25 protein-coding genes and 1 tRNA gene are annotated in these 26,620 nt (G+C 59.7%); 16 read left to right on the top strand and 10 right to left on the bottom strand.

Annotation, left to right across the window (positions count from 1 at the left end):
* Window positions 1-2: 2 nt before the first annotated feature.
* Window positions 3-1,133 carry a hypothetical protein gene (locus MRX98_RS08090; protein ID WP_246905168.1) on the top strand — a complete coding sequence of 377 codons (1,131 nt, stop codon included), beginning with the start codon at window positions 3-5 and terminating at the stop codon, window positions 1,131-1,133.
* Entirely contained in the window at window positions 1,099-1,434 is a 336-nt protein-coding gene (locus MRX98_RS08085; RefSeq protein ID WP_246905166.1) for a bactofilin family protein, read from the top strand. The genes MRX98_RS08090 and MRX98_RS08085 overlap by 35 nt, the downstream gene beginning before the upstream one ends.
* A 23-nt stretch (window positions 1,435-1,457) precedes the next feature.
* Here MRX98_RS08085 and MRX98_RS08080 read toward each other — a convergent pair whose 3' ends face one another.
* Together MRX98_RS08080 and cyaB are read right to left on the bottom strand one after the other, a co-directional pair.
* The gene (locus MRX98_RS08080; protein ID WP_246905164.1) at window positions 1,458-2,231 is read right to left on the bottom strand and encodes an endonuclease/exonuclease/phosphatase family protein; all 774 of its coding nucleotides are present in this window, start codon (window positions 2,229-2,231) and stop codon (window positions 1,458-1,460) included.
* Window positions 2,221-2,865: a class IV adenylate cyclase gene (gene cyaB, locus MRX98_RS08075; RefSeq protein ID WP_246905162.1), complete on the bottom strand. Its 645-nt coding sequence runs from the start codon at window positions 2,863-2,865 to the stop codon at window positions 2,221-2,223. Before cyaB ends, MRX98_RS08080 begins: the two co-directional genes overlap by 11 nt.
* A gap of 129 nt (window positions 2,866-2,994) precedes the next feature.
* Between cyaB and rplM the strand changes: the two genes are divergently transcribed.
* Together rplM and rpsI are read left to right on the top strand one after the other, a co-directional pair.
* On the top strand, window positions 2,995-3,429 hold the full coding sequence (rplM, locus tag MRX98_RS08070) for a 50S ribosomal protein L13 (protein WP_246905159.1): 435 nt from the start codon (window positions 2,995-2,997) through the stop codon (window positions 3,427-3,429).
* A 24-nt stretch (window positions 3,430-3,453) separates the two neighbouring features.
* Window positions 3,454-3,849: a 30S ribosomal protein S9 gene (gene rpsI / locus MRX98_RS08065; RefSeq protein WP_246905156.1), complete on the top strand. Its 396-nt coding sequence runs from the start codon at window positions 3,454-3,456 to the stop codon at window positions 3,847-3,849.
* A 133-nt stretch (window positions 3,850-3,982) separates the two neighbouring features.
* On the opposite strand, the gene MRX98_RS08060 is transcribed toward rpsI, so the two are convergent.
* The 6 genes from MRX98_RS08060 to MRX98_RS08035 all read right to left on the bottom strand — a co-directional run bounded on the left by MRX98_RS08060 (window position 3,983) and on the right by MRX98_RS08035 (window position 12,225).
* Window positions 3,983-4,924, bottom strand: a complete 942-nt coding sequence (locus MRX98_RS08060; protein ID WP_246905153.1) for an ABC transporter ATP-binding protein — start codon at window positions 4,922-4,924, stop codon at window positions 3,983-3,985.
* 77 nt (window positions 4,925-5,001) lie between these two features.
* A complete protein-coding gene (locus tag MRX98_RS08055; protein ID WP_246905150.1) occupies window positions 5,002-5,952 on the bottom strand; it encodes an ABC transporter ATP-binding protein in 951 nt (316 codons plus the stop codon).
* A gap of 46 nt (window positions 5,953-5,998) precedes the next feature.
* On the bottom strand, window positions 5,999-7,159 hold the full coding sequence (locus MRX98_RS08050) for an ABC transporter permease (protein WP_246905147.1): 1,161 nt from the start codon (window positions 7,157-7,159) through the stop codon (window positions 5,999-6,001).
* Window positions 7,156-8,115 carry an ABC transporter permease gene (locus tag MRX98_RS08045; RefSeq protein ID WP_246905138.1) on the bottom strand — a complete coding sequence of 320 codons (960 nt, stop codon included), beginning with the start codon at window positions 8,113-8,115 and terminating at the stop codon, window positions 7,156-7,158. The genes MRX98_RS08050 and MRX98_RS08045 overlap by 4 nt, the downstream gene beginning before the upstream one ends.
* A 536-nt stretch (window positions 8,116-8,651) precedes the next feature.
* Window positions 8,652-10,757 (bottom strand): ABC transporter substrate-binding protein, encoded by a 2,106-nt coding sequence (locus MRX98_RS08040; RefSeq protein ID WP_246905137.1) that lies wholly within the window; start codon window positions 10,755-10,757, stop codon window positions 8,652-8,654.
* Window positions 10,758-10,779: 22 nt separating this feature from the next.
* Entirely contained in the window at window positions 10,780-12,225 is a 1,446-nt protein-coding gene (locus MRX98_RS08035) for a hypothetical protein (protein ID WP_246905125.1), read from the bottom strand.
* A 96-nt stretch (window positions 12,226-12,321) separates the two neighbouring features.
* Between MRX98_RS08035 and larE the strand changes: the two genes are divergently transcribed.
* From larE to MRX98_RS08010, 5 genes are all read left to right on the top strand, one after another.
* Window positions 12,322-13,182: an ATP-dependent sacrificial sulfur transferase LarE gene (gene larE, locus MRX98_RS08030; protein ID WP_246905122.1), complete on the top strand. Its 861-nt coding sequence runs from the start codon at window positions 12,322-12,324 to the stop codon at window positions 13,180-13,182.
* A 44-nt stretch (window positions 13,183-13,226) separates the two neighbouring features.
* Window positions 13,227-14,453, top strand: a complete 1,227-nt coding sequence (locus MRX98_RS08025) for an ABC transporter permease (protein ID WP_246905121.1) — start codon at window positions 13,227-13,229, stop codon at window positions 14,451-14,453.
* 60 nt (window positions 14,454-14,513) lie between these two features.
* Complete coding sequence (locus MRX98_RS08020) at window positions 14,514-14,981, top strand: hypothetical protein (protein ID WP_246905119.1); 468 nt, start codon at window positions 14,514-14,516, stop codon at window positions 14,979-14,981.
* A 22-nt stretch (window positions 14,982-15,003) separates the two neighbouring features.
* A complete protein-coding gene (locus tag MRX98_RS08015) occupies window positions 15,004-15,717 on the top strand; it encodes a DUF6901 family protein (RefSeq protein WP_246905107.1) in 714 nt (237 codons plus the stop codon).
* 89 nt (window positions 15,718-15,806) lie between these two features.
* Window positions 15,807-17,462: a DEAD/DEAH box helicase gene (locus tag MRX98_RS08010; RefSeq protein ID WP_246905104.1), complete on the top strand. Its 1,656-nt coding sequence runs from the start codon at window positions 15,807-15,809 to the stop codon at window positions 17,460-17,462.
* Window positions 17,463-17,547: 85 nt separating this feature from the next.
* On the opposite strand, the gene thiL is transcribed toward MRX98_RS08010, so the two are convergent.
* A complete protein-coding gene (gene thiL, locus MRX98_RS08005; protein ID WP_246905102.1) occupies window positions 17,548-18,528 on the bottom strand; it encodes a thiamine-phosphate kinase in 981 nt (326 codons plus the stop codon).
* Window positions 18,529-18,986: 458 nt separating this feature from the next.
* Here thiL and MRX98_RS08000 point away from each other — a divergent pair, with 458 nt between their 5' ends.
* Window positions 18,987-19,781 carry a Stp1/IreP family PP2C-type Ser/Thr phosphatase gene (locus tag MRX98_RS08000; RefSeq protein WP_343217738.1) on the top strand — a complete coding sequence of 265 codons (795 nt, stop codon included), beginning with the start codon at window positions 18,987-18,989 and terminating at the stop codon, window positions 19,779-19,781.
* 195 nt (window positions 19,782-19,976) lie between these two features.
* On the opposite strand, the gene MRX98_RS07995 is transcribed toward MRX98_RS08000, so the two are convergent.
* A tRNA-Arg gene (locus MRX98_RS07995) sits at window positions 19,977-20,053 on the bottom strand.
* Between the two features lie 143 nt (window positions 20,054-20,196).
* Here MRX98_RS07995 and MRX98_RS07990 point away from each other — a divergent pair.
* The 6 genes from MRX98_RS07990 (at window position 20,197) to MRX98_RS07965 (ending at window position 26,526) form a co-directional block, all read left to right on the top strand.
* Complete coding sequence (locus MRX98_RS07990) at window positions 20,197-21,174, top strand: sigma-70 family RNA polymerase sigma factor (protein ID WP_246905098.1); 978 nt, start codon at window positions 20,197-20,199, stop codon at window positions 21,172-21,174.
* A gap of 106 nt (window positions 21,175-21,280) precedes the next feature.
* Complete coding sequence (locus tag MRX98_RS07985) at window positions 21,281-23,002, top strand: tetratricopeptide repeat protein (RefSeq protein ID WP_246905096.1); 1,722 nt, start codon at window positions 21,281-21,283, stop codon at window positions 23,000-23,002.
* A 60-nt stretch (window positions 23,003-23,062) separates the two neighbouring features.
* Window positions 23,063-23,788: a lipoprotein insertase outer membrane protein LolB gene (locus tag MRX98_RS07980; protein WP_246905094.1), complete on the top strand. Its 726-nt coding sequence runs from the start codon at window positions 23,063-23,065 to the stop codon at window positions 23,786-23,788.
* A 16-nt stretch (window positions 23,789-23,804) separates the two neighbouring features.
* The gene (locus MRX98_RS07975) at window positions 23,805-24,599 is read left to right on the top strand and encodes an ATP-grasp domain-containing protein (protein WP_246905091.1); all 795 of its coding nucleotides are present in this window, start codon (window positions 23,805-23,807) and stop codon (window positions 24,597-24,599) included.
* Entirely contained in the window at window positions 24,586-25,758 is a 1,173-nt protein-coding gene (locus tag MRX98_RS07970) for a deoxyguanosinetriphosphate triphosphohydrolase family protein (protein WP_246905089.1), read from the top strand. The genes MRX98_RS07975 and MRX98_RS07970 overlap by 14 nt, the downstream gene beginning before the upstream one ends.
* A 9-nt stretch (window positions 25,759-25,767) precedes the next feature.
* Window positions 25,768-26,526: a UPF0280 family protein gene (locus MRX98_RS07965; RefSeq protein ID WP_246905086.1), complete on the top strand. Its 759-nt coding sequence runs from the start codon at window positions 25,768-25,770 to the stop codon at window positions 26,524-26,526.
* Window positions 26,527-26,620: the final 94 nt, after the last annotated feature.

Raw genomic sequence — 26,620 nt, 5'->3', positions numbered from 1 at the left:
GTATGTTTGGAAAAGGAAAAACCAGCGACGGGAGCGGCACGGCAACCAAACGGAAACGCTATTGGAGCGTGATGCTGGTGGGCGAACACGGTCGGGTGATTCCCTTCAAGCACTTCAAAGGCCTGGTGATCGCCGTGGCCGTGGCGCTGTTGTTGAGCCAACTGGCCGCGGTGGTGCTGGGTATCGCCTATTTTCAGAAACATCGCGCAGCCCAAGAATTTGAGGGGGAACTGACTGACCTTCGTCGACAGATAGGGACGCTGCGCAACGAAAAAGACATCCTGCTGGCAAAACTGGTGATCGAACAGGGACCCGAGGCGGCGGCAGATGTGCACGCGGATGTCGCAGAGGAAACATCCGCCGCCGAGGGTGAAGAGGAAGCGGAGACAACCGCCGCTGAAGGTGAAGATCAAGCGGAGACAAACGTCGCGGCCAAGGCCGAAGCAGCGCCGGAACCGTCACCATCACCGGCGCCGGAGCCGTCACCATCACCGCAACCGACGCCCCGTGTGCGCTGGCAAGCGGATGTGCGCCGGTTCGAAGTCAATTACACACCTGGCGCGCAGGTACTGGAAGCCGTTTTCCGGATTTACAATGTATCGCAGCCGCGGCAGATGTTGTCGGGGGACATCGTGTTGGTTTACCGTAAAAAAGACGATCCCACGGTGCCGCCTCTGGCCGTGCCCAACGTAACCTTGCGTGGCGGCAGGCCCAACCCCGGCGGCGGTCAGGAATTCAGGATCAACAACTACCGCACCATGCGGTTCAGAGCCCCCGGTCAAAGCGCGCCCATTACTTATGACACGGTGACGGTGTATGTCTTCGAGGAAGAGGGAACCCTCTTGCTGAACCGGGATTATGATGTCGACATTCCCTACGATCCGCCTGCGCCGCCGCCACCGGAACCAGCACCCGATCCCGAACCGTCGGCGGAGGCGGTGCCACCGGCATCGCCCGGTCCCGCGGGCAACGATGACGATCAGGCGCCTGCCGGTGAGATGCCGACGCCGAGCGGTGCGGAATTGGACAATGCGGCCGTCGAGGGAACCCAACAGCCCGAAACGCAGCAAGTGGAAGCGACCATGGAAGGAGACGGCAGTGAAAACGGAGCAGAAGCAGTTTTCGATCATTGATGAAGGGTTTACGGTCGAAGGCACGGTGATCGGCAAGGGCCGTCTGGTGATCAAGGGGACCGTGAAAGGTGCGCTGGAGGGGGATCATGTCGTGATTGCCGAAGAGGGAGCGGTGTATGCCGAAGCCCGCGCTGCCGTGATGACCATCGGGGGGGTGTTCGATGGCCGGCTGGAAGTCAACAAGGAGTTGGTGATCCTGGCCACCGGCAAGTGCTCCGGTGAGGTCATTTGCAATGATTTGGTGGTGGAGGCCGGCGGATTGCTCAACGCAACTGTGGCCTGCCGCAAAAACACCCCGTGACAACGTGTGCCGCGTTCCATCCTTCATGATTCAAATCGGACCACCAGTGGATAGTGGTCCGATGGAAAGATTCCCCCGAAACGTTCGGTGATGACACAGGCCCGACGCACCGTCAGGGCGCCGCGGTAGAGCACCCAGTCGATGGGATCCCCCTCCTCGCCGCCGTCGAACCCATGGTGGGTCCCCGTATAGGGCGGAGGAAACGCATTGCGCAAACAGCGTTGCCGGTCGGGCGGGCTGGTAAACACCTCATAGCAGGCACTGCCGGGAATCGTATTGAAATCCCCCATCAGCACGGAGGGTCCCTTGCGATCATGGCGCCCCATTTTTTTGCGGATCAAGTGGGCGCTGCGGACTTGCACCGACTCGGCGAAATCCAGGTGGGTGTTGACCACCACCAGGCAGCGGCATCGATTCCGGAACACACCCAAGGTGCACTGGCGCGGCCAGCGGCTGCCCCGGAAACGGCTCGGTTTGTGGGGCGTCGAACTCAAGAAGAAGTGTTCATGGTGCACGCATTGCCAGCGTTTGTGATGGAAGATCACATTGTTTTGCCAACGCTGCGGGGCGGGCATGCGCCGACCGATGTATCCGTGATCCGGCAGCAGGTCGGCCAGAAAGTCGATCTGGAAGTCATTGGCCTCCTGGAAGGCGAAAAAATCGCTGGGAAAAGCTGCCAACAGAGGCGCGTAGGCATGACGTCGATGGACCCAGTTGTTGGGTCCGTCTTCGGCCAAGCCGAAGCGAAGATTGAGGCTCATCACCGACAATATGCCGTTGTGCGCGCTATTGTACATCGGGAGTTCCATGACGTGTCGTTACCTGCAGCAGCGGCAGATAGGAGGTCAGATCCACCGGGTGGTGCTTGAACAGATCGAAGGTGACGTCGGAGAAGGGCAGGTTCATCCCTGAACGCAGGATTTCGAAAATGGCCAGATAGTTCTTGATGATGCGTTCCGACCATGGCAAATCGAGGGCCCGGGCAGCCGAACGGATGTCCGCGCCGGGGGCTTCGATTTCCAGAAAGTGGCCGAAGGGCAGGTTGTCCAGGCAGAAGTGAAGTTGCTGCCATTCAAAAGTTTGGCGCCATTTTTCGTAGGTGCGGGCCGTATGGTAACCCAACCGGTGCAGGATCGTGCGCATGGTGTCGAAGTCGTCGACGGTCACCTCCAATTCGTTGACCACTTTGAACTGATCGGTGGCTGGATCGGGACGTTCCTTGTAGGTCAGGCGGCATTGATCATCCCGGCGCAGGCGCAGCAGACGGCCGGAACGAAACAGGTGCCGGTCGGCATCGTCGAAACAGAGGTTGGTTTCGAAATGGACGGGTCGGGCCCTGGCCCCCATGGCCGTCAGTCGATCGGCCATTGCCTCGGGATCGGGCAGATGGAACTTGACTTCGATTTCCAGTTGGGCGGCATTATCGTTCATGGCACCACTGCTAAAACAAATAAAAACGGATTTGTCAAAAGGGTGAAAAACCCACTAATTTTCCTTGACTTGCAGGGCAATATCATTTAGGTAGGGCGGATTCAGAACAACGCGCAGGAGATAGATATCGTGAAAAAGTACACTTACAGTGCCAAAGCATCCGACAACCGCGGCCATTGGTGGCTCGTGGACGCCGACGGCGCCGTGCTCGGCCGTTTGGCCTCGCAGATCGCGGCTCGTCTGAGGGGTAAACACAACCCCGCCTTCACCCCCCATGTGGATACGGGGGATGCCGTTATCGTCATCAATGCCGACAAGATCAAACTGACCGGCCGCAAAATGGAGCAGAAGATTTATTACCGTCACAGTGGCTATGTCGGCGGGATCAAATCGATCACGGCCCGCAAATTGATGGAAAAGAAACCGGAAGAGTTGATCCGCAAGGCGGTCAAGGGCATGCTGCCCAAAAACAGTCTGGGACGCCAAATGTTTCTCAAGCTGAAGGTGTATGCCGGCGGTGAGCATCCGCACAGCGCCCAGCAACCCCAAACGTTGAAACTTTAAGAAAAGGTGATTCGGGATTTTTCTATGGCACAGGATACCACTTACTACGCAACCGGCAAACGCAAAAACGCCATCGCCAAGACATGGATCACCCCCGGCAAGGGGGAAATATCCATCAACGGGCGCACCTTGGAAGATTACTTCCGGGTCTATACCGCTAAAACCATCATCACCCAACCCCTCGTCCTGACCAACAACCAGGACAAATTCGACATCAAAATCAAGGTATTGGGGGGCGGTATCATCGGTCAGGCCGGCGCCATCCGCCACGGCATCACCAAGGCCCTGATGGAATTCGATGCCGGGCTGCGTCCTGTTCTGAAAAGAGCCGGTTTCGTGCGTCGTGATCCGCGTGAGAAAGAGCGCAAAAAGTACGGACAGAAGGGCGCCCGCGCTCGTTTCCAGTTCTCCAAGCGCTAATCCGCCTTCCGCTTGCGGAAATTTCCGAAATACAGAAAAATCGAAGGGATCGATGGCATCGCCGTCGATCCCTTTTTGCGCTGATCCTGCCCCTGCCGGTTTTCCCCATTCCAAATCGAAATCGCCTACTGCTTCAGGGGTTCTTGCCGGCTGCCGGTGGGCAGCGGACCCAGTGGTCGGGTCCGACCTGGTGCATGGCCGTCGGCCCATCGAGGCAGGCGGAATCCATCTCGGGGCACTGCTGGGCGTAAGTGCAGGCACCGGGCGGCAGGGGATCGCGTCGGGCTTCGACGGGCGGCGGTTGTTCGGCTTTTGCCAATAATGACGGCGCCGAAGCCAGCAGTTTGTGGGTATAAGGGTGGCGTGGATCATCGAACAACGCATCGGCCGGGGCCGCTTCGACGATGCGACCGCGATACATGACGCAGACGTTGTCGCAAATATAGCTGACGACATGCAGGTCGTGGGAGATGAAGAGGTAGCTCAAACCCAATCGATCTTGCAGATCCTTTAGCAGGTTGATGATTTGGGCCTGGATGGATACATCCAGGGCCGATATGGGTTCATCGCACAGGATCAGACGGGGCGCTACGCTCAATGCCCGCGCGATGCCCACCCGCTGGCGTTGCCCGCCGCTGAATTCGTGGGGATAGCGGTCGGCGACGGCCGGAGGCATGCCCACCATCGTCAGCAGTTCCTCTATGCGCTCACGCTGCTGCCGGCGGCCGGCGATGCCGGCGATGCGGACCCCTTCGGCGATGGATTGGGCAACCGTCATGCGAGGGTTCAAGGAGCTGTAGGGGTCCTGGAAAATCATCTGAATGGATCGGCGCAGGGGCTTGAATTGTTTTTCACTCAAGGCGTCGATCACGCGGCCCTCAAAGCGGATCGTGCCGCTGTCGGACTTGAGCAAGCGCAGGATCATGCGGGCCACGGTGGATTTGCCGCAGCCGCTTTCGCCCACCAGCCCCAAGGTCCGGCCGGCGGCGATGTCCAGGTCCACGCCGTCCACGGCGCGCACCAGTTGCCGGGTGCGTTGCATCAGACCCCGCTTTACGGGAAAGCTTTTTTTCAAGTCCCGTACCTGTAGGATAGGGACATTCTGCCCGGGTTGCGGCACTCCTTGCAGGCTTGTTCTTTCGGCCTCGGATTTCATGGAAAACCGCCCATTCGCTGGATGACCGGACAGCGGGCCCCATGGCCGTCGCCGTAGTCGCACATTTGCGGAAAATCCCGTTCGCATGCGGGTTCCCGGAAACCACAGCGCGGATGAAACGGGCAACCCGATGGCTTGTAAGCCGGGTGGGGAACGGTTCCTGGAATGGTCGCCAGCCGTTGGCCCCGCTTTTCCTTGGTGGGCAAGGCGTCCAGCAGGGCGCGGGTGTAGGGGTGGCGCGCCTGCTGGAAGATCTGACCGGGATTGCCCTGCTCCACCATCACACCGGCGTACATCACGTAAATTCGGTCGGCAATGGCCGAAACGACGCTCAGATCGTGGGTGATGTACTGGATCGCCATCTGTTTGTCGGCCTGCAGCCGCTGCAACAGGTGCAGAATTTGGGCTTGCACCGTCACGTCCAGGGCGGTGGTGGGTTCATCGGCGATGATCAAGTCCGGTCCGCAGGCCAGGGCCATGGCGATCATGGCGCGCTGGCGCTGGCCGCCGCTGAGCTGGTGGGGGTAATCGGAAGCCCGCCGTTCGGGATCCTCGATGCCCACATCATTCAACAGGGAGATGGTGCGTAGCCGTGCTTGGGCCTCTTTCAAGGCTTCGTGGGCCAGGATGGTTTCCCGGATCTGGTCGCCGATGGTGAACACCGGGTTGAGGGAGGTCATGGGCTCCTGAAACACCATGGCGATGCGACGGCCGCGCAGGGTGCGCCACTGATCCGCGGGCAGGTCCAACAGCGATCGGCCGTCAAACAGGATGCGCCCGCCGGCAATGCGGGCCGGAGGCATGGGGAGCAACCCCATGACGGCCAGGGCGGTGACGGTTTTGCCGCAGCCCGATTCACCCACGATACAGACTGTCTGCCGGCGGTGGATTTGGAAGTCGATCCCATCCACCGCCCGGGCGACCGGTCCCTCGCCGTGAAAGTGCACTCGCAGTTGTTCCACCTGCAACAGTATGTTTTGCGTATCGGCCAGTTTAGTTACGCTCCCGCAGTTTGGGGTTCATGATATCGCGCAGCCCCTCGCCGAACAGATTGAATGCCAGGACCACGATCAGGATGACGATGCCGGGGGCGAAGGTGAGCCAGGGGGCGTCGAAAATGAACTGCTTGCCGTCGGACAGAATGTTGCCCCAGGTGGCGTGGGGCGGCGGCACGCCGAAGCCCAGAAAGCTGAGGCCCGCTTCCGTGAGGATGGCCGTGGCGATGCCCAGGGTCGCCGACACCAGCACCGGCGCCATGGCGTTGGGCATGATATGGCGAAAGATGATGCGCATGTCGCCGATGCCCAGTGCCCGGGCGGCGGCGACGAAATCCTGCTCGCGCAGGGAAAGAAATTCGGCGCGCACGAAACGGGTGGTGCCCATCCAACTGGTCAGACCGATCACCACCATGATGTTGTAGAGGCTGGCCGGCAGCAGGGCCACCACGGTCAGGATCAGAAAAAAGGAGGGGAAACAGAGCATGACATCCACCGCCCGCATGATCAGGGTGTCCACGCTGACAAGGCCCCGGGTGAACCAACGGCGCCGGGACGGTGGTCCCTCGTAAAGCGATCTTTCGCGCCGCATGACGATCCAGATGACGGCGGACGCCGCCGCTGCTGCCGCTGCACCCGCCGGCCGGTTCGTCAACAGCAAGAAGGCGGCAATCACCCCGGTCGTCCAGACCAGCAGGTGGCCGACTTCCAATTCCTGGTCCCCGTAATAACCGGCCAGTCCTCCCAGGATGATACCGATGATCACAGCGATGCCCACGGCCACGAAACCCACCGTCAGGGATACCCAGGCGCCCTGGAGCATGCGGGCGAAGACATCCCGGCCCAGGTCGTCGGTGCCCAGCAAGTAACGGCCCAGGGGGGGCAGGGCTTCGGGAGGCAACACTTCGTGGTTGGGCAGCGACAGGGGGGGCAGCAGCTTTTCCTGCAGGCGTACTTGGGCCGGGTCGAGCACCGGTCGGGATCCGGCAGTGAGCAGGATGCCGGCTACGGCCACAAGGAAGAAGATCACAAAAATCAAAAGGCCGCTGAAGGCGAGCCGGTTTTTGCGTAGCAGGCGCCAGGTTTCCTCCCACGGGGTGCGGGCGGGCGGCAGTCCGGTGGCGGCATCCAAGGCGCTGTTGCGGGTATCGGCGGTCATAGGCGAATCCTCGGATCCACCACCATGTAGAGCAGGTCCGAGATCAAGGTGCCGACCAGCACCAACACCGCGGTGATGAAGTTGAGCGTAAGAATGACCGGGTAGTCCCGGGCCAGAATCGCTTCATAGGCCATGCGGCCCATGCCGGGCCAGGAGAAGATGGATTCGATGATCACCGATCCGCCGATCAGCCCCGGCAGGATCAGGCCGAACATGGTCACGAAGGGCAGCAGCGCATTGCGCAAGGCATGCCGGTAGTAGACCGCATCGTCCGGCAGGCCCTTGGCCCGGGCTGTGCGCACATAGTCCTGGCCGATGATCTCCAGCATCTGGCTGCGCACGTAGCGCGACAGCACCGCGATGCCCCCAGTGGCGCCCAGCACCGACGGCAGCACCAAGTGCCAGACGCGATCCATGAAACGCACCATGGGCGAGGCGGTGTCGATGCCGAAGGAGTACATGCCGATGACCGGCACATGCAGTTGGGTGACCACCAGGATAATCAGAATATAGGCGAAAAAGAATCCGGGAATGGAGATCAGCACATAGGCCAGGAAGGTGGTGGTTTTATCGAAGGGGCCGTCGCGTCGGATGGCCGAGCGGATGCCCACGGGAAAGGAGAAAGTCCAGGTCAGCAGGGTGCCCACGATGAAAAGAGGCAGGCTGTTGAGAAACCGTTCGCCGATTTTATTCAATACCGGCAGGTTGTCCCGCCAGGAGACGATACGGCCGCTGAATAGATCCCGGTAGAACAACAGGTATTGGATGTGCAACGGCTTGTCCAGGTGAAACTCCTGGCGCATGCGTTCCACCATCTCCGGCGAGAACTTGGGATTGAGCGGATCGATCTGGCTCGGTTCACCGGGGGCCAGGTGGATGATCAGAAAAGAGACCACCGAGACGAGAAAGAGGGTGATGGTTTTCTGAATCAGGCTTCGGCCTAAAAATGCCGTCATCGATTCTCCTTGCCGGTAGCATTACCATTACTTGATGCTTTAGTAAGGCGCGTTGAACGACCACCGGCGGGTGGGTGCTATGCGAGTGTTAAGTTTTAAGTTTTAAGTTAATGAATTCTGTCTATTATAGATGTTTGGGGTGGGCATAGGCCGGGTGGCCCGCAAACGCGCTGCGCTCAAACAGTGCGGGCCGAACACCCTGCGCCCACCCCATAACGGCCCCTAAGCGCCTGCACGCATTGCAGCACCCGGCCCCCCCGCCTCCGTGATAGAACAAGCCACGTCGCTTTTTCGTTAGGAAAAAGCCCAATTCGGTTGGGTACCCCCATCCACTGATTCGAACCTTCGTCCACATCGAAATCGCTATCGGGATCGGTATCGAAATCGGCCCCCTAAGATCCATGAACGAAGGCGATATCTCAACTTATCGATAGCGATCCCGAACCCGATTTCAATTTGGATTCCAAATAACCCATCTGCTCGCCCACCCCCAACCCCCTATAATCGATAGCATTCCTCAACTTAAAACTTAACACTTAAAACTTAAAACTATCTTCCAAAGATTGTGGCAATTTGATCCATTGGTTGAAATGGAACGTGTAACCGCCGGTGATGGTCGGCTCGATGGGTTTGTATTGGATCTCGCCGTCCGGGGTTTGCACCCGCCGCACGATACGGCGATCCAGCAAGGCGGTCCAGCGGCCCACGAACAGAAAGGTGTAGGGTTGCGCGGCGGCGATGATCTCGTGCAATCGATGACAGGCGGCCACCTGTTTGTCATGGTCGTATTCACGGCGGATCTGGAGAATCAGATCGTCCGCCTCGGGGTCGTCGAAACCGACGAAGTTGAGCTGGAAAGGGCCGCTTTGGCTGGAGTGCCAGATTTGGTAGAGGTCGGGATCGATGCCCATGGACCATCCCAGCACCAGGGCATCGAAATCCAACTGGTTGACCCGCCGCTGAATGAAGACGGACCACTCCAGCAGATCGGTCTCCACCTGGATGCCGATTTTGCGCCAGGCATCCTGGGCGATGGCCAGAATGGCCCGGCGGATGGGGTTGCCGTTGTTGGTGATCAGGGTGAAGGCCATGCGACGACCGTCTTTTTGCAGAAAGCCGTCGGCGCCGCGGGTCCAACCCGCTTCGGCCAACAGGTCGAGGGCCCCTTGGGGGTCGTAGGGCAGCGGTTGAATGTCGTGGTTGTAAAAATCGGTTTGCTTGACGAAGGGGCCGGTGATCCGCTCGGCCTGGCCGTAGAGCACATATTCGATGATTTGATCGGCGTCGATGGCCATGCCCAGGGCCCGGCGCACCCGCGGATCGTCGAAGGGCGGGCGGCGGCTGTTGTAACCGATATAAGAGTAGCCGAATGCGGTGCCGGAGAAGTGCTGGAACCGCTCGTCTTGCCGCAGGCGCGCCACCTGGTGGGGTTGGACGGCATAGTCGTCCACCGTCCCGGCATAGAACTCCATCTCCTGGGTAAGCGGATCGGGGATGATGCGCATGACATACTGCTCGTAGTTGGGCGCCCCTTCCCAATAATCGGTGAACCGTTTGAGGCGGATGTACTGATCCGATTTCCAGTTGTCGAACATGAAGGGGCCGCTGCCGATGGGGTTGCGGTTGAAACGGCTCTGGCGCAGGCCGAAGGTTTCGGGCGACTCGCCCCGTTTGAGGGCCTCTTGCCGCAGGGCGGCCGCGTTGAGACGATGGGCGGGCAAAATGCCCATGCTCCAGGTGCCCAGCGCCGGTGAATAGAGCCGGTTGTATACGATGCGCACCGTTAGCGGATCGATCACCTCCACGGCCTGCACCGGTTCGTAATCGGGTATCCGGGGCGAGAGGTTGCTCGGGTTCATGATGGCTTCATAAGTGAAGCGCACATCTTCGGCGGTCACCGGCCGGCCGTCATGAAAGGTGACGCCCGGTCGCAGGTCGAACTGGATGATCGGATTGTAGGCCGTGGCGGGCAAGATATCACGGGCGATGGTCGCTAATTGCGCCTGCGGGATGTCACCGTCGGGCACGACGAAGGGCAGGGGGTCGAAGCGGTCGAAATAGCCGGCACCCAATTCATCTTCCAGTCGTTCGAACAGGTCGGGATCGACACTCTCGAGGGTGAGCCGGACCCGCGGCGGCGGCGTTACGTGCAGTAGGATCGGTTCGCCGTCGGCGTTGTCCGACGGGGCCGCGGTGTGCCGCAAGGATTCCGAGGGCAGCAAATCGACGGCCGTGATGTTGTGCCAGAAGGGGTCGTCCTGCGCAGTGAGCGTGCGCAGACCGTTCACCAGGGTGGCGGCATTCGTCTTGCCCCAACGCCGGGTGGTCCCCTGCGGGTTGATGTAGAAGTAGGCTTGGGCGTAGATGCGCCAGGAGCGGGCAATCCGTCCGCGGAATGCGAGATGTTCATCCCGGTCCACCAGGCCTTCGAACACCAGGGATCCGATTTGGCTGCTGGCCGAATCCGCGGACAGGATCGGATTGAGCATGCTCGCATCGCCGCTGGAGGCGGTGATGAAGCGGGTCAAGCGCTCCGGATTACCCCCCACCTGGTCTTCGTAGCTGGGCACCCAAAAATAAGAGACCAGCAGCGCCACAGCCAACAAGGTGGGGGCGGCGATCAAGAATCGGCGAATGGTCATGAGGGGCGTCCGGCCCGGGCCATCACCGCGTGCCGGTCTCCTCTTCAGTCTCCGCGGCGATCCGGGCTTGCAGCCCGGCGCGGCGCTCGTTGACCAGGGTGATCATCTGGTTGATGGCCTCCAATTGCACCGGATCCGCAGCCAGACGCTGGGCCTGCCGCAGTTGCTGCAGGGCCGTGGACATCGCCGGCAATGTATCCTTGCTGATTTCCACATGGGCTTGGTGGATCAGTTGGGTACGTTGCAGGTGATTGCGCCGCTGGGTGACCGATGCCCGCATTCCCTTGTCCAGGGCGAAGGCATCCGCAAGGTCCAACCGGGTTTGAATGGTGTCGAAATCGGGCAACCCGGTTTCGGCAAGCTTGGCATCGGCTTGGTCCAAATGGAATTGGAAGATCAGCGGGAAGACCTCTTTACGGCTGTAGACCGCTTGCACGGGATCGGCCGGCTGACGGCCGGGCAGCACCGCCAAGACACGTTTGCCGGTGGGCGAGAAGGCGCCCTGCAGGATGGTCATGCCGTGGCGGTCTTCGGAGATATAGTAACGTTTGCTATTGGCGAAACTGGCCCACAGAATGAAAAGCACCACCACACACAAGGCGGCGATGCCGATCTTCATGGCTCGCATCACAGGGTCGGACGTCGATTCGTCGGCAGCTGGCGGGGCACCGGATGACATGTTTCGGGATTGCACGGCAGGTTCCTCCATGGATTGATAGACTTGTTCGGCGGCGGGCGCGGTGGCCACGGCCGGTTTGGGTGGTTCTTCTGCGGGCGCCGTCGGGACCGATGCCGCTGCCGCCGATGTTGCGGCCGGTGGTTCCGGCACTGGGGTCGGTGTCTGTGCGCTGACTTCTTCGGCTACCGGCGGGGGGTCTTCGGCGGAGCCCGCCTCGGAGACCGGCGCTTTCGCTTCCGGTGGGGCAGGCGTCGCGATGGGCGCGGCCGGTTGCTCTACCGGCTTCGCTGCTTCCGGCGGATCGGGGGGCGCCGTCTCTTGTTCGCCGGCCGGCACCTCGGTCGACGCTGTTACAGGCGGTTCAGGCACATCCGGTTCAGGTGCGGCCGGTTTCTTTTCCACCGGAGGCGGCTCCTTGGCGGCGGCCTTGATCTCCGCCATCGAGAAGCGGCGGTCCAGCAGGCCGCGCAGGCGCTGTACCTCGGCGGGATCGTCGGCGGTGATCAATGGCGGCGCACTCATGGCGGAACGGTCGGCGGTGGGCGGTCCACCTGCCGCCGGTGTGAATCGGGAATCGAATTGCTTGAACAGCAGATCTTTGACAGTGGTCTTGGCCGTGGTCTTTTTGGCGGCGGCTTTGGTGGTCTTTTTGCCCGCCGCGGCGGCGCTCTTTTTGGTTTTGGACTTTGCCGGGGCACTTTTCTTGGCGGTCGTCTTTTTACTTGTGGTTTTCTTTTTCTTGGCACCCGATTTGGCAGTCGTCGATTTAATGAGGCTGTCCTTGCCCATGCGTTTCCCCTTCTTCCTTGTCGAATGGTTGAACAAATCGGAAACATATTGTATTATCCATTATTTGTAAACCATTTTTTGAGAAACTCGAGCTCCATGGATACGAAAGCGAAAAGCACTAAAAACAGCTTCATGCCCATCAGCGCAACCACCGATGCAAAATATGCACGCTTGCTGGAACTGCTCGGGCATTGCGACGGATTGGGAGTGGCCTTCTCCGGCGGCGTGGACAGCACGTTGCTTTTGGCCGCCGCCAAGCAGGTACTTGGGGAACGGGTGGTTGCTTTTACGGCCCGATCCGCCATTCATCCGGACTCCGAGCTGTCATTGAGTATGGAATTGGCCCGGCAATTGAAGGTCGAGCAGGTGGTTTTCAATACCGATGAGCTGCAAGATCCCTTGTTTGTCGCCAACGGGCCATTGCGCTGCTATTACTGCAAGCGTCGCCTGTTCGCGATCATGGCCCGACAGGCCCGACAGGTGGGCATTCATGCCCTGGCCCACGGCGCCAACCTGGACGATGCGGGCGATTACCGGCCCGGCCTGCAAGCGGCCAATGAACTCGGCATCGCCGCGCCGTTGATGGAAGCCGGGCTGAGCAAGCGGGAGATCCGCACCCTGGCCAAGAAGATGGGGCTGCCCAATTGGGACAAGCCGGCCATGGCCTGCCTGGCCAGCCGTGTGCCCTACGATACGCCCATTTCGCCGGCTTTGTTGACCCGTATCGACCAGGCCGAATCGCTGGTGCGCGATGTCATTCAGGGACCGTGTCGCGTGCGCCATCACGGAAGCGTGGCCCGCATCGAGGTGGAACCGGCGGTTCAGTCCGAATTGCTTCGTCCCGCGTCGCGGCGTCGGGTTGTCGATGCGCTGCGTGCCTTGGGTTATGATCATGTCTGCCTGGACCTTGAAGGATATGTGGCGGGAAAAATGAATCGGGGCCTGAACCCCGAATAGTTTGTGCTTGTTATCAACCCCAATGGTTGTTAAATGGACGCACTATGTCCTTTGTCACCTTTGTGGCGCGGCGCCACTTGAAAATCAAGAACCAACGCAAGCTGGTCCGGCTGATCACCCTTCTGGCCGCCTTGGGTGTCGGTGTGGGCGTGATGGTATTGATGGTGGTGATCGCCGTGATGACCGGTTTTCAAGCGGAACTGCGCAATCGCATACTGGGTATCGAAGCCCATGTGACGATCATGCGCTACAACGATTGGATCGGCGATTACCCGTTCCATCTCGAGCGGTTGCAGGCGTTGCCGGAAGTGGCCGGCGCCGCCCCCTTCATTGTCAGTCAGGGGATGGTCCGTTCCATGGACAGTGTGGCGGGACTGGTTCTGAGGGGCATCGATCCGGCGCGCAGCGACGTTGTCGTGGGATTGGGCGACGGGGGCGAGATCAGAAGCTTATTGGCCACCGGTGAGGGGGAGGGAGGGCCGCCGGCGATTGTGTTGGGCGCGGTCTTGGCGGAAAAGTTAGGTGTGGTGGCCGGTGACGAGCTGTTGTTGATGGTGGCCGGCACCCAGCGCGCCGATGCGCGGGTATTGCCCCGTACGCAGCGGATGAAGGTGACCGCCCTGTTCGAAACCGGCATGCACCAGTATGATGGTGCCATGGGCTTCGTCAATATCCACCGGTTGCAATCGGCCATCGGCGTGGGCGACGTGGTGACCGGCCTGGAGGTGCGCCTCCACGATCCGGACAATGCCGAAATCGCCACCGAGCGCATCCTGGCGCAGTTGGGCGGCGCTTTCTGGGCCAATCATTGGAAACAGTTGCACCGCAATCTGTTCTCCATGCTGGGGCTGCAGAAGATCATGATGTATGTCATACTGACCCTGATCATCTTGGTGGGGGCGTTCAACGTGGTGAGCGCCCTGATTATGATGGTCAAGGAGAAAACAAAGGATATCGCGATCTTAAAAGCCATGGGGGCCGACAACGGGGCCATTGCCCGCATCTTTTTATACAAAGGGATGACCATCGGCGCGGTGGGCATCGGGCTGGGATTGTGTGCCGGTGTGGTGTTATGCTTGATTTTGGACCGGTACCCCTTCATCTCCTTGCCGGGCGATGTCTATTTCCTCACCACTTTGCCGGTACGGATCAGCTTCGTGGATTTGGCGGTCATCGCCTTGGGCACCTTTGCCATTTGTGTTGCCGCCTCGCTTTACCCGGCCCGCAGGGCCTCTGCGATGAAACCGGTGAGCGGTGTGCGTTATGGTTGACACCTGTATCCATTCGAAGCGCGAAAAAGGTCGGCTTGCGCCGCCTTCGGGGGTCGGTTCGTGGGCATCGTATTGAAAATTACCGCATTCACACTGCTGTTCCTGCTGGTTCTCTTCGGCGCCATCGCCGATTTGCCGATGATGCAGGCCCGATGGCACCTGGACACGTGGCTCGGTTCACTGGATCGCATCTTGTATATCCGGTTGGCCGGTTTGCTCGGCCTTGTGATGGCCTGCCTATGGGCGTGGGGCTACAAACGCCGTTTCGAGGCGTCCCACAAATTCCGTCGCTCGAAAGAGGTTTTGGCCCAGGCGGAAGCTGCGGCCGACGGCAAGCGGCAGGCCCTTGCCCGCATGGAGGAGCAGCTGAAGGCGACCTTCGCGGCCAAGGAAGACGCGTTGCAAAACACACTCGCCGAGGCCAAGCGAGAGCACGCTCAGCAGCTACAGTCTCTCAGGGAACAAAACTTGCAATTGAAAGATGCCGTATCCAAGCTGATGACCAAGCTGAAAAACAAGGCGGGCTGATGGCCGAAGGAGCGGTGGCGTCATGATTAAACGGAGTCCTTTCGAATACCACTACCAGTTTCAATTTCTCAACGGTCAGATCAAGGATTACCATATCACTTTGGATCCGGATACGTTGAGCATGGTTCCGATCGCCTCGGCGACGGGCAAGACAACCGAATGGGTGCGGCTCCATTTCAAACAGTGCCGGCATTGCCCGTTGCAAGACGAGGGGCATGCCAATTGCCCCATCGCCGTCAATCTGATGGAACTGGTGGAGGCTTTCAAAGACCTCTTTTCTTACCACGACTGCATGGTGGTGTGCCATACGGCGGAACGCACCTATTCCAAGCAGACCTCCATCATGGAAGGGCTGTCCGCCATTTTCGGCATTATCATGGCTACCAGCGATTGTCCGGTCATGGAGTTTCTCAAGCCCATGGCACGGTTTCATTTACCGTTTGCCACCATCGAGGAGACCACCGTCCGGACCGCTTCCATGTATCTGCTGGCCCAATATTTCAAGAGTCGCAACCAGTCTGAAATGCGTTGCGATTTTAAAGCGCTGGAAGAGCATTACAGCCGGGTCCAGGTAGTCAATGAAGGACTGCTGGAACGTATCCACGGCGTTACCAGGGAGGATGCAGATATCAATGCCATCGTAACGCTCCATTCGCTTTCCCAATTTCTTTCCATGGAGATCGATTACAGTCTAAGCGGATTGGCTTACATTTTTGCCGGTCGCTATATGGATTGAGGACCTGCCGACCGCTCCCTGCCGACCACCAGTTGTTAGCCCATTGTTAACCCACAACGCATTCAATATGTTACGGAAAGATTTTCAATTTGATACAGACTATCAAGAAATTCATCGACAAACTGTTCACGACATCCCATCCCGAGAAACAAACATCAAAAAACGCCGTGCCCGACGGGCCGCAGTCGGCGCAGGCGCCGGTGGCGGAACCCACCGAACAAAGCGCAACCCCTCGATCCAGGCGTCGCGAGCCACGCCCCGACAAGGGGGCTAAAGCATCGCCGCCCGAGACGGACACGGTGGTCCGGAAACCGCCACCGCCGGCAACATGGGATCCCGCAGACTTTGCCGTAACCTCGGCTGAAGGCAAGGTGCGGTTTCACGATCTGGACTTGCCCGATCCACTGATGCGCGCCATCGCCGAATTGGGGTTTCAGTATTGCACCCCCATCCAGGCCGAGATCCTGCCCAGCACCCTTGCCGGACGGGATGCGGCCGGCCGCGCCCAGACCGGCACCGGGAAAACAGCCGCCTTTTTGATCACCGTCATCACCCGCATGCTGCGCCGGCCCCTGAGTGAAACACCGGGCAAGGGCGCGCCGCGGGTGTTGGTGCTGGGCCCCACCCGGGAGCTGGTGATGCAGATTGCCGATGAGGCGCGAGAGCTTGCCAAGCATACGCCCTTGACCATCACCAGCGTGTTCGGCGGCATGGATTATGAAAAACAGCGGCGTCAGTTGACAGGGCGAAACACCGACATCGTGGTGGCCACGCCCGGCCGACTGCTCGACTTCAAGCGTCAGGGCGACATTCACCTGGACCATGTGGAGACGTTGATCATCGACGAGGCGGACCGGATGCTGGACATGGGATTCATTCCGGACGTGCGCCGAATTATTTCCGCCACACCCCACAAGAACAAACGGCAAACCTTGCTGTTCAGCGCCACGCTGACGCCCGAGGTGACCCGACTGGCGTCCCAGTGGACCACCGATCCGGTGACCGTGGAGATCGAGCCCGCACAGGTCGCGGTGGATACGGTGGAACAGCTGGTTTACATCGTCACCCGACAAGAGAAGTACGCTTTGCTTTACAATATCATCACCCGTAAGGAATTGTCGCAGGTGATCGTCTTTTGCAATCGCAAGGATGAAACCCGCCGGCTGGCCGATCTGTTCACGCGCTATAACATCGATTGCGCCGTACTCTCGGGCGATATCCGCCAAAATGTGCGAATGCGTACCTTGAACGATTTCAAGGCGGGCAAGATTCGTGTGTTGGTGGCCACCGACGTGGCGGGGCGTGGCATTCATATCGAGGGTATGGACCACGTGATCAACTACACGCTTCCCCGGGACCCTGAGGATTACGTTCATCGCATCGGCCGTACCGGCCGTGCCGGCGCCAGCGGCACCTCCATCAGCTTTGCGGACGAAGAGGACAGCTTCTGTATTCCCGCCATCGAGGAACTGATCGGTCACCCGTTGCCCTGCATCCAACCGGAAGAGGATTGGTTGACGCCCCCGCCGCCGCCCCCGCCGTCCAAGCGCAAGCCCCGGCCGCGTGACGACGGCAGCTTGTCAGGCACTGCGGGGCGTGGACGCAAAAGGAGCAGGCGTCCCCGACGGCCGCGAAGCGGCAGTGGTGCCGAAAGCGCCGGTCGGCCTGCAGGGCGCAGCGGCAAGTCGGGAGGTGCCACCCGACGGCGCAAGCCGCAACGCTCGGGTCCGGCCAAGCAGGGTTAGCGCCATCCATAAATCACCGCTGAACGGTGGTTTTCTTCTCCAGCACATCTGTGTTGGGAGGGCCGGGTCCGGCGGCTCGCCGGTATCAAAGGAAGTGGTTGTAGCCGCCCGGCAAAGGGTGTTGGCGGTTGCCCGGACTTTGCAGGAAAATGCCCGCCGCTTGATCGGTAACGTGACCCACCGGGAAAATCTCGCAACCCGTTCGCTGCACCCGGGCCATGTCGTCGGGGGCGATGGAGAACAGCAACTCGAAATCCTCTCCACCGCTGAGCGCCCAGTCAAGCGGATCGCAATCCAGTTCACGGGCGGCCGCGCGCACATCCGGATGCAGGGGAATGGCGGCGGCATCGACCCGCGCCCCCACCCCACTGGCGGTACAGATGTGGTGGACCTCAGATCCCAGCCCATCACTGATATCGATCATGGCCCCGGCCAGGGGAGCGATGCGGCCGGATACGTCCAATCGGCATCTGGGCGTACGGTGTTTTTCCATCAGATAGGCAGATGGCGCAAGCCCGGCCGACAGAAGGGCGATGGCGGCGGCCGACCCGCCCAAGGGACCCGTCACCGCCAGGAGGTGGCCGGGACGTGCGTGGCTGCGCAGCCGCAACAGCTCGGGCGGCACGGTCCCCAGGAGCGTGACGCTGATGGTCGCGGTGGCCCCTTGCGTGGTGTCACCGCCGATAATGGTGATGCCGTGGCGCCGGCAACTGTGATGCAGACCGCGGTACAACCCCTGCACCCAATCGGCTTTTTCGTGGGTCGGCAGCACCAACGACGCCACCATCCAAAGGGGGGTGCCGCCCATGGCGGCGATATCGCTGATATTACACTCGGCCGCCTTTTCCCCGATCTGCTCCGCCGTCGACCAGCGCCTTCGAAAATGGCGATCCTCGACGAGCACATCGGTGGTGACCAGCAGGTAGGGGGCCGGCGCAGGGGCCATGCGCACCACGGCGGCGTCATCGCCGATCCCCTGAACAACACGGTCATCGGCTGCCTGCACCAACCGGGCGAGCCGACGAATCAGCCCGAATTCACCACCAATATCCTTGATTTCCACCATTTCATACTCCCTTCTATGGTCTTTCTACGGAACCGATGCACGCTTGTGCTACCAGCCCCCACCCCGTAGGGGCACGGCATGCCGTGCCCCTACGCTTTAACTCAGGGTTATCGTAAAAACAAACGGGTATTGTTAGGGTTCCGACGGCGATTGGGGTGGGGAGGGGCGTTTTAAGTTTTACGTGTTAGGATTAAGTTAATTCATTCTATCGATTAAAGATATAGTCACCAATAGCCGATAGGCTGTACTGAGCACCGTTTGCGTTTTCATGGCCAAGCGCGGCAGGACTAAAAAATTGGGGTCATAGATTGTTGCATGTTGACAATAATCGGATATTATAATAAAAATTTTCATGTCGCGATACGCTGCCGAGAAAATGCCGCAGCGACGGTCCTCGCTACGGAGCGCAAGGGGAAGCTGGTCAGTCACGGATTGAATGGTCGCGAAGGCGTTATTCCATGTTTCCAGGGGTCCTATCCAAATGGTGGGGGATGTTGATGCCCCACAATTCGATTGCCATGCCGATAATTGAATGCTGCGGAAAAACCGATGTCGGTCGCGTCCGCTCAAACAACGAAGATGCTTTTTTTGCAAACCCGGAAGCGGGTTATTGTCTGGTGGCCGACGGCATGGGTGGTGCGGCTGCCGGTGAGATGGCGAGTCAGATTTTCGCGCAAAGCGCCGAGGTGACTTTCGGCAACAATCGGGTACCGGCGGAGCAGGCGTTGATCGAGTGCGTGCAGAGCACCTTCCGCCTGGCCAATGATCGTATTTTACAGCATGTTGCGGACCATCCGCACCACAAAGGGATGGGGTGTACCGCAGAACTGCTGGCTTTCGGCGCTTCCGGATTCGTGATCGGCCATATGGGCGACAGCCGCACTTACCGGTGGCGGCAAGGGACCTTGCAGCAGCTCACCAAAGACCATTCGCTGGTGCAGGATCAGATCGATCAAGGTTTGATCACCGCCGAGGAGGCACGATCCCACAAAATGCGCAACGTCATCTTGCGCGCCGTCGGCGTGCGCCCTTCACCCGCACTGGATATTCTACGGGGCTCCGTGCTGCCCGGCGATGTCTTTCTGCTCTGCTCCGATGGTCTTACCGACTTGGTGGAAGACGCCAGCATCAGTGAGGTGCTGCGCCTTTCCACCCATTTGAACCGACAGGCGGAAAAGCTTGTGGCGTTGGCCAACGACGCCGGCGGCAAAGACAATATCACCGTGGTATTGGCGGCCGTACTGCAAACATAAGGTAAAACGCTTGTTGCCCGAAGCGGGCCAAAATGCGCGCTTGCCCGCGTCAACCTCCGGTTCGCCTGCAACCCAATCGCCTTCTAACGCCACTCAATCTCCGACCAATCCGACTGAACCATACGGTGCTGTGGGAATTTCACGATGATATGTTTTGTAAAGCGGTCGGCGATGTGATAATTTAAAAATTTTGGATGGCGCGCCTGGCAGGACTCGAACCTGCGACCTACGGATTAGAAGTCCGTTGCTCTATCCAGCTGAGCTACAGGCGCATGGCAGGATACCGGCAGGGCAATTAGCACAGGTTGCCGGTTCAAGTCCATAAAAATCAGGTTCGTCGCCGCTGCACGCCCCTGGTTCTCAAAGCAGGGGGTGGGCGACACATGAAGCAATAGACGATGAGGTTTCCGCGCTGATGGACAAAATAAAAGAGAAACAGAAGGTCTCCGAGAAACCAAAACCCTCCGAAGGCAAAAAGAAGGCGGCCGCCGGCCGCCCCATCGACAATCGCAGCAAGAATGTGGAACCGGTCAAGGCGCTGACCAAGTTCGATCCATTGCAGCGTTATTTGACGGAGATCAGTCGATATCGATTGTTGACGCGGGAAGAAGAGATCGAATTGGGCCGCCGGGTGCAGGAAGAAGATGACTCGGAGGCCGCTTACCAACTGGTGACCTCCAATCTGCGGTTGGTGGTCAAGATCGCACTGGAGTTCCAACGCGTTTGGATGCAGAATCTTCTGGATCTGATTCAGGAAGGGAACATCGGTTTGATGCAGGCGGTCAAGAAGTTCGATCCCTTCAAGAATGTCAAATTTTCCTATTATGCTTCCTTCTGGATCAAGGCCTACATCCTCAAGTTCATCATGGACAATTGGCGCCTGGTGAAGATCGGCACCACCCAGGGGCAGCGCAAGCTCTTCTTCAAGTTGAAGAAAGAGAAACAGTTGCTGATCGAACAGGGCTTCGATCCCAAGCCCAAGTTGCTCTCCCAGCGGCTCGGCGTCTCGGAACGGGAAATCATCGATATGGATCAGCGGCTGGACGGTTGGGATGTCTCCTTGGATTCACCTGTAAAAGAGGGTTCCGACACCGAAAGGATGGAGTTTTTCAGTGAAAGCACCGGCTCCGCTGAAGACAAGGTGGCAAAGAAACAAATCGAGGTGCTGCTGCACAACAAGGTGTCCGAGTTCCGGGAGCAGATGACGGACAGGGAGCTGGAGATTTTCGATCAGCGCATCTTTTCGGACAATCCGGTGACCTTGCAGGAGATAGGCGATCGCTACGGCATTTCCCGGGAGCGGGTGCGCCAGATCGAAAAGAATGTGATTAAAAAAATGCGGGAATTCTTCAAAAACGAGATCCCCGATTTCGATGTCTACACCAACCCATGAGGTCAGGCCGGTGCCAGCCACGACACTGACGGGCGCATGGATGCGGCGCCACGAAACATCCAAGCACCTTTCTTCATCTCAACGACTGCTATCGGTGCTGCTTTGGATGGCGATCTCCTGTTGCGCATTGACCGTTGCCGTTGGCTGCCGAGGTCCGCTGGATGACCCGGCTTTTCATACCGTTGAACTGCCTGCGCCGGCCCGGGACAGGGGTGACGATGCCGCCGCCTATTACTATTTCGTCGCCGCTCAGATGAAGATCAAAGAGGGTGCCCTGGCCGAGGCCCGTTGGTATCTGGAGCAGGCGATCGACCATGATCCTGAAGGGGTTTTGCCCCGTCTGGAGCTGGCGGGCCTTTACATGGCGCACCAACAGTTGGAACAAGCGCTGGCCCTGATCCAACAAGTGCTGGCGGATCAGCCGAACCATCCCGATGCCTTGATCATGGCCGGGCGCATCTATCAGCAGAACGGTATGCCCCAGGCTGCAAAGGATGTGTACGAGAAGGTGCTGGCCTTGGGCGCCGACGATCCCGATCCATATATGCATCTGGGCGGCATCTACTGGGATGCCGACGATCCGGCCAACGCGGCGCGGGTGTTCGGCATGATGGTGGAGCGCTTTCCCCACGCCTACGCCGCGCACTATTTTCAGGGTAAAGCATTATTGGCCCAGGGTGAACTGGACGCAGCGGCGCAAGCATTCAAACGCTCCCTGGCGTTGGAACCTTCTCTGGAGGAGCCCTACCTGGAGTTGATCCATATCTACAAAATTCAGGGCAACACCGACCAGGTCATACACACCTACCAGACCTTGCTCGCCTACCACCCGGACAACAGCGGCGCGCTCCTGGACTTGGCGGCGTTTTACCATAGCGAGGGCGATTCGGAGCAGGGCCGCCGGCTGCTGTTGGAGCTGGGACGGCAGGTGGAAAGCAATCCGGCTGCGCTGGGGCATCTTTTCGAGCGTTACTACGAACAAGGCGCCTTCGAAACCACCGTCTGGGCCGTGACGGGGATGCTCGAAGCGGCACCGGAGAACGCCGACTTGCACTACCTGGCGGGATTGGTCCATGATCAATTGAACCATTCGTCCACGGCATTGTCCCATCTGTCCCGCGTCCAACCCCAATCGCGCTTCTACGGCAGCGCCGTCATCCATCGTGCGATGCTGCTAAACGATGCGGACCGGACGGAGGAGGCCATCAAGGCGATTCAACAGGGGCTGCGTCATGATCCGCACAACGCGGCTTTCCATTTCTACCTGGGGGCTTTTTTTGAGGCCGGCGGGCGTTATCCCGAGGCATTGGATGCCTTGCGGGCAGCCGTGGCCATCGATGACCGCAACGCCCGTTACCATTTTCGGATGGGCGTGGTGTACGATAAAATGAACCGTCCCGAGGATGTGATCGATGCCATGCAAAAATCCCTGGCCATCGCGCCCGAAGATGCGGAAACCCTCAACTATCTGGGGTACACCTACGCGGAGTTGGGCATCGCGCTGGAAGAGGCCGAGGCGTTGATCAAAAAGGCGCTAACCATCAAACCCGACGATGGTTACATCACCGACAGTCTGGCCTGGGTCTACTACAAGATGGGGCGCTACCAAGAGGCCCTGGAATGGATCGTCAAGGCGGTGCACCTCGTGCCGGACGATCCGACCATTCTGGAACACATGGGGGATATCCATTGGCGGCTCGCCGACAAAGAGCAGGCCCTGGAAGCCTACCGACGCTCCCTTGAGCTGAAAACCGAAAACCGTGAAGCGCTCCGGGAAAAGTTGCGCGAGTTGCAATTGCCGCAGCAACCTCGCAAGGACAGCCCCTGAAAGATGCAACGCTGCCAATCACCGCACCGTCAAGGACAGATGCGTCGGCGCCTGCAATGCATGTTATTGGGCCTTGCCCTGATCGTTCTCCACGGCTGTGCAGGGTGGCTGCCGGCGGTCGAGGAAGACCCCCTGGCGCGACGACAAGTGACCGAGTGGACCCGCCACAATCAAATGCTTCCGCCTTTCAAGGGATTGATGCGAATTCAAATGCAGGAGGGGGGACGCACCACCAGCGGCCGGGCCGCTTGGGCGGCCGCGGCGCCGGACCGGTTGCGCCTCGAATGGCTCGGTCCCCTTGGGCAGCCGTTGTTCAGTATGGCGGGCGACGGCCAAACCATCAATATTTATGATGTTTCGGATGGCAAACACCGCCGTTTCCGGCAAACCCCCAATGCCTTGGAGCGGTTGATCGGCGTGCCCATGGGGCTCGGGGATTTGGTGGATATTCTGGCTGGACGGCCGCCGTTGCCTGCCCATGCGGCGACCCGCCGGCTGGACGATGCGTCCTGCGGGGTGGTGCTGGAAAATCGCTGGCGCGCTCGCGTGGCCGAAGTGGTGTCGCTCGGCTGCGATCATCCTGAGATAATGACCGTTTACGACGGATCGGACACCGTCCGTTTCCGAGTCCAATGGCTGGATTGGCAAACCGTTCATGAGTTCACAGTGCCAAAGGAAATCCGTGTGACCTCGGTGGAAGGGGACACCCTGTCCATGCTGCTGGAGCGTTTCTGGATCGATCCCTCCTTGCCGCCCGGGACCTTTGTCATCGCACCACCGCCATAGACAACTGGACGGAACAATGACATCGGCATCTCTCGACAACCCCCTCGTGGCACTCGAAGGGCGCTTGCGTCACTGCCGCAACGTCCGCACCTTGGGGGTGCGCCCCAACTTTCTCGACTACACCCCCGAGGAGCGCCGATGGATCCGCGAAGCGGCCAAGATTTACTATCCGTCTCCTTTTTACGCGGAGCTGCTCGACACCATGGGCAAGCCCACTTTTCCCAGCTACCACACCTATAAGTTCGCCCAGGACAAGATCAAGCAGACCGCGCTGTTCCAAATGGCCGGCATCCCCCACCCACGGACCCGTGTGTTTTACGGCCGCCGGCAGAAGGCCCGCATAGTGGACCATTTCTCGTTCCCCTTCATCGCCAAGGTGCCGCGCGGGTCGGCCCTTGGCAAAGGCGTATATCTGATTCGCAGTGCCGAGGACCTGGCCGCCTATTGCCAAATGGAAGGACCGGCCTATATTCAGGCCTACTTGCCCATGGAAAAGGACATTCGTGCGGTGGTGATCGGCGGCAGGGTGGTGCACGCTTATTGGCGCGTGGCCCCGGTGGGCGATCACCGGACCAACATCGGATGTGGTGGGGATGTGGACTTCTCCCCGGTACCCCGCGGTGCCCTGGCCCTGGCCGTCCGTACGGCTCGGGTGTGCCGCTGGGATGACGTTGGACTGGATATCGCCTGCCGGCGCGATGACTTCGTGGTGTTGGAAGCCAACATGAAATATGGACGCGAAGGATTTCGCCGGGCCGGCATCGATTACAACCGACTTCTGGAGCAATGCATAGTCGATGGATCTATCTGAGACCACTGCCATCTTGGCCGATCTAAAGGCCCAATTGAACCGCCGCGAGGCGGCGCTCTTTTCGCCCTTGGCGGCACGTAGCGAGCAGTGCTTGCGTCGTGTGCCGGAAGAGAAGGTACGCTCGGGATACCGTCAATCCTTCTCCCTGGATGCGGATCGCATCATGCATTCCAGCGCCTACACCCGTTACATCGACAAAACCCAAGTGTTCTACCTGATTCGCAACGACCACATCACCCACCGGGTGCTCCATGTCCAACTGGTTTCCAAGATCGCCCGCACCATCGGGCGTTTCTTGCGCCTCAACGAAGATCTGATCGAGGCCATTGCCCTGGGGCACGACATCGGCCACACCCCCTTCGGCCATGACGGCGAACGGCACCTGAGCCGCCTCTGTGCCGGCGCGGGTATCGGCCACTTCCTGCACAATGTGCAGAGCATCCAATTCCTCGATCGCGTGGAGCGTAAGGGACGCGGCTGGAATCTTTCCCTTCAGACCCTGGACGGGATCTTGTGCCACGATGGTGAGATTCACAACCAGGTGCTGCTGCCGCAGCGCGACAAAACCTTCACCGATTTGGATGCGGAGATTGCGCGCAAGCAACGCGATCCGGATCAGGCCCTGATGCCCATGACCCTGGAAGGGTGCGTGGTGCGCATGGCCGATACCGTGGCCTATATCGGCCGCGACCTGGAGGATGCCATCCGCCTCAACGTGATTCGAAGGTCCGATATCCCCAAGGCGGTGACCGAGGTGCTCGGCAACACCAACGGCACCATCGTTTACAGCCTGGTGACCGACATCATTCGTCAAAGCCATGATCAACCCCATATCGCCATGAGCGACCGGGTCTCGCAGGCATTGAAGCAACTCAAAACCTTCAATTTGGAGCGCATCTATCTCAACCCGACCATCAAGCCCCATGCCGATGCCATCCAAACCCTGTTCGATCTTTTGTTCGACACCTACCTGGAAGATCTGCGCCGGGGCAACCAGCGATCCCGCATCTTCAGCGGCTTTTTGTCCGACATGTCGGACACCTATGTTTCGAATCATCAACCGGCGGAAATCGTAAGAGATTTTATCGCGGGCATGACCGACCGTTACTTCTTGCTGCAATGTCCGGCCGACCTGCGGCCGGAAATTGTGGACGTGTAGGTCGGCACCATGCCCCATGCCGACACCCCAGGGCCCCGAATCGGTTATCAGGAGCGGACCTATCGTCGCTTGGTGCGCAGCCACTTGCACGCCGAACAGGTGGTCGTGCAGCAGACCGACCTGGGCATCTACAGCAGCGTGCCGCTGGCGGCGGAGGCGCGTGCGGCGGTGTTGGCCCAGCGGGGCTATCTGGAGCGCTATATCCAGCGGTTTCCGGATTTTCAGCAGACACTGCGCCCTTGGCCTGCCGATCCTTTGGCGCCCCCCTTGGTGCGCGAAATGATCGATGCCGCCCAACGCGCGGCGGTGGGCCCCATGGCCGCCGTGGCCGGGGCCCTGGCAGAAGCGGTGGGCCGGCGGTTGCGTCGCTGGTCACCCGAAATTATTGTCGAAAACGGTGGAGATATCTATTTTGAAATCCAGCGACCTTTGACCGTTGCCGTATTTGCCGGTGCCTCCCCTCTGAGTCTTCAGATCGGTGTGCGCATCCAACCGGATCGGGGGCTTCGGGCGATCTGCAGCTCTTCCGGATCGGTGGGCCACTCCCTGAGCCTGGGACGGGCCGATGCCGTGTGCATCCTCTCGGACAACTGCGCCCTGGCCGATGCCGTGGCCACAGCCACCGGTAACCGGGTGGGCAGCGCCGCCGACATCCAATCGGCGGTCGACTGGGCCCGGCATATCCAGGGCGTGCGGGGGGTGCTGGTGGTGGTGGGCCGCGCCATGGGTGCCTGGGGGGATTTGGAAACCTTGCCTTTGAGGCAATAAAAAGTGTTGAGTTTTCAGGGCTCAACCTGTAATTATCAGGGCAAATCAGCGCTTTCGGCCTTGCCGGCGGCGCCACTCCGGGATCATGGAGGAT

The organism is Desulfatitalea alkaliphila, from assembly GCF_022968795.1.
Classification (GTDB): Bacteria; Desulfobacterota; Desulfobacteria; order Desulfobacterales; family Desulfosarcinaceae; genus Desulfatitalea; species Desulfatitalea alkaliphila.
Note: the sequence above shows the minus strand (reverse complement) of the source record. Positions and strands in the feature narration are given on the sequence as shown.

Bases quoted from the DNA above. Each gene is read 5' to 3' on its own strand.
- MRX98_RS08090 (WP_246905168.1), top strand. From the start codon at position 3: ATGTTTGGAAAAGGAAAAACCAGCGACGGGAGCGGCACGGCAACCAAA.
- MRX98_RS08080 (WP_246905164.1), bottom strand. From the start codon at position 2,231: ATGTACAATAGCGCGCACAACGGCATATTGTCGGTGATGAGCCTCAAT.
- cyaB (WP_246905162.1), bottom strand. From the start codon at position 2,865: ATGAACGATAATGCCGCCCAACTGGAAATCGAAGTCAAGTTCCATCTG.
- rpsI (WP_246905156.1), top strand. From the start codon at position 3,454: ATGGCACAGGATACCACTTACTACGCAACCGGCAAACGCAAAAACGCC.
- MRX98_RS08050 (WP_246905147.1), bottom strand. From the start codon at position 7,159: ATGACCGCCGATACCCGCAACAGCGCCTTGGATGCCGCCACCGGACTG.
- MRX98_RS08045 (WP_246905138.1), bottom strand. From the start codon at position 8,115: ATGACGGCATTTTTAGGCCGAAGCCTGATTCAGAAAACCATCACCCTC.
- MRX98_RS08040 (WP_246905137.1), bottom strand. From the start codon at position 10,757: ATGACCATTCGCCGATTCTTGATCGCCGCCCCCACCTTGTTGGCTGTG.
- MRX98_RS08035 (WP_246905125.1), bottom strand. From the start codon at position 12,225: ATGGGCAAGGACAGCCTCATTAAATCGACGACTGCCAAATCGGGTGCC.
- larE (WP_246905122.1), top strand. From the start codon at position 12,322: ATGGATACGAAAGCGAAAAGCACTAAAAACAGCTTCATGCCCATCAGC.
- MRX98_RS08025 (WP_246905121.1), top strand. From the start codon at position 13,227: ATGTCCTTTGTCACCTTTGTGGCGCGGCGCCACTTGAAAATCAAGAAC.
- MRX98_RS08015 (WP_246905107.1), top strand. From the start codon at position 15,004: ATGATTAAACGGAGTCCTTTCGAATACCACTACCAGTTTCAATTTCTC.
- thiL (WP_246905102.1), bottom strand. From the start codon at position 18,528: ATGGTGGAAATCAAGGATATTGGTGGTGAATTCGGGCTGATTCGTCGG.
- MRX98_RS08000 (WP_343217738.1), top strand. From the start codon at position 18,987: ATGTTTCCAGGGGTCCTATCCAAATGGTGGGGGATGTTGATGCCCCAC.
- MRX98_RS07990 (WP_246905098.1), top strand. From the start codon at position 20,197: ATGGACAAAATAAAAGAGAAACAGAAGGTCTCCGAGAAACCAAAACCC.
- MRX98_RS07985 (WP_246905096.1), top strand. From the start codon at position 21,281: ATGGCGATCTCCTGTTGCGCATTGACCGTTGCCGTTGGCTGCCGAGGT.
- MRX98_RS07980 (WP_246905094.1), top strand. From the start codon at position 23,063: ATGTTATTGGGCCTTGCCCTGATCGTTCTCCACGGCTGTGCAGGGTGG.
- MRX98_RS07975 (WP_246905091.1), top strand. From the start codon at position 23,805: ATGACATCGGCATCTCTCGACAACCCCCTCGTGGCACTCGAAGGGCGC.
- MRX98_RS07970 (WP_246905089.1), top strand. From the start codon at position 24,586: ATGGATCTATCTGAGACCACTGCCATCTTGGCCGATCTAAAGGCCCAA.
- MRX98_RS07965 (WP_246905086.1), top strand. From the start codon at position 25,768: ATGCCCCATGCCGACACCCCAGGGCCCCGAATCGGTTATCAGGAGCGG.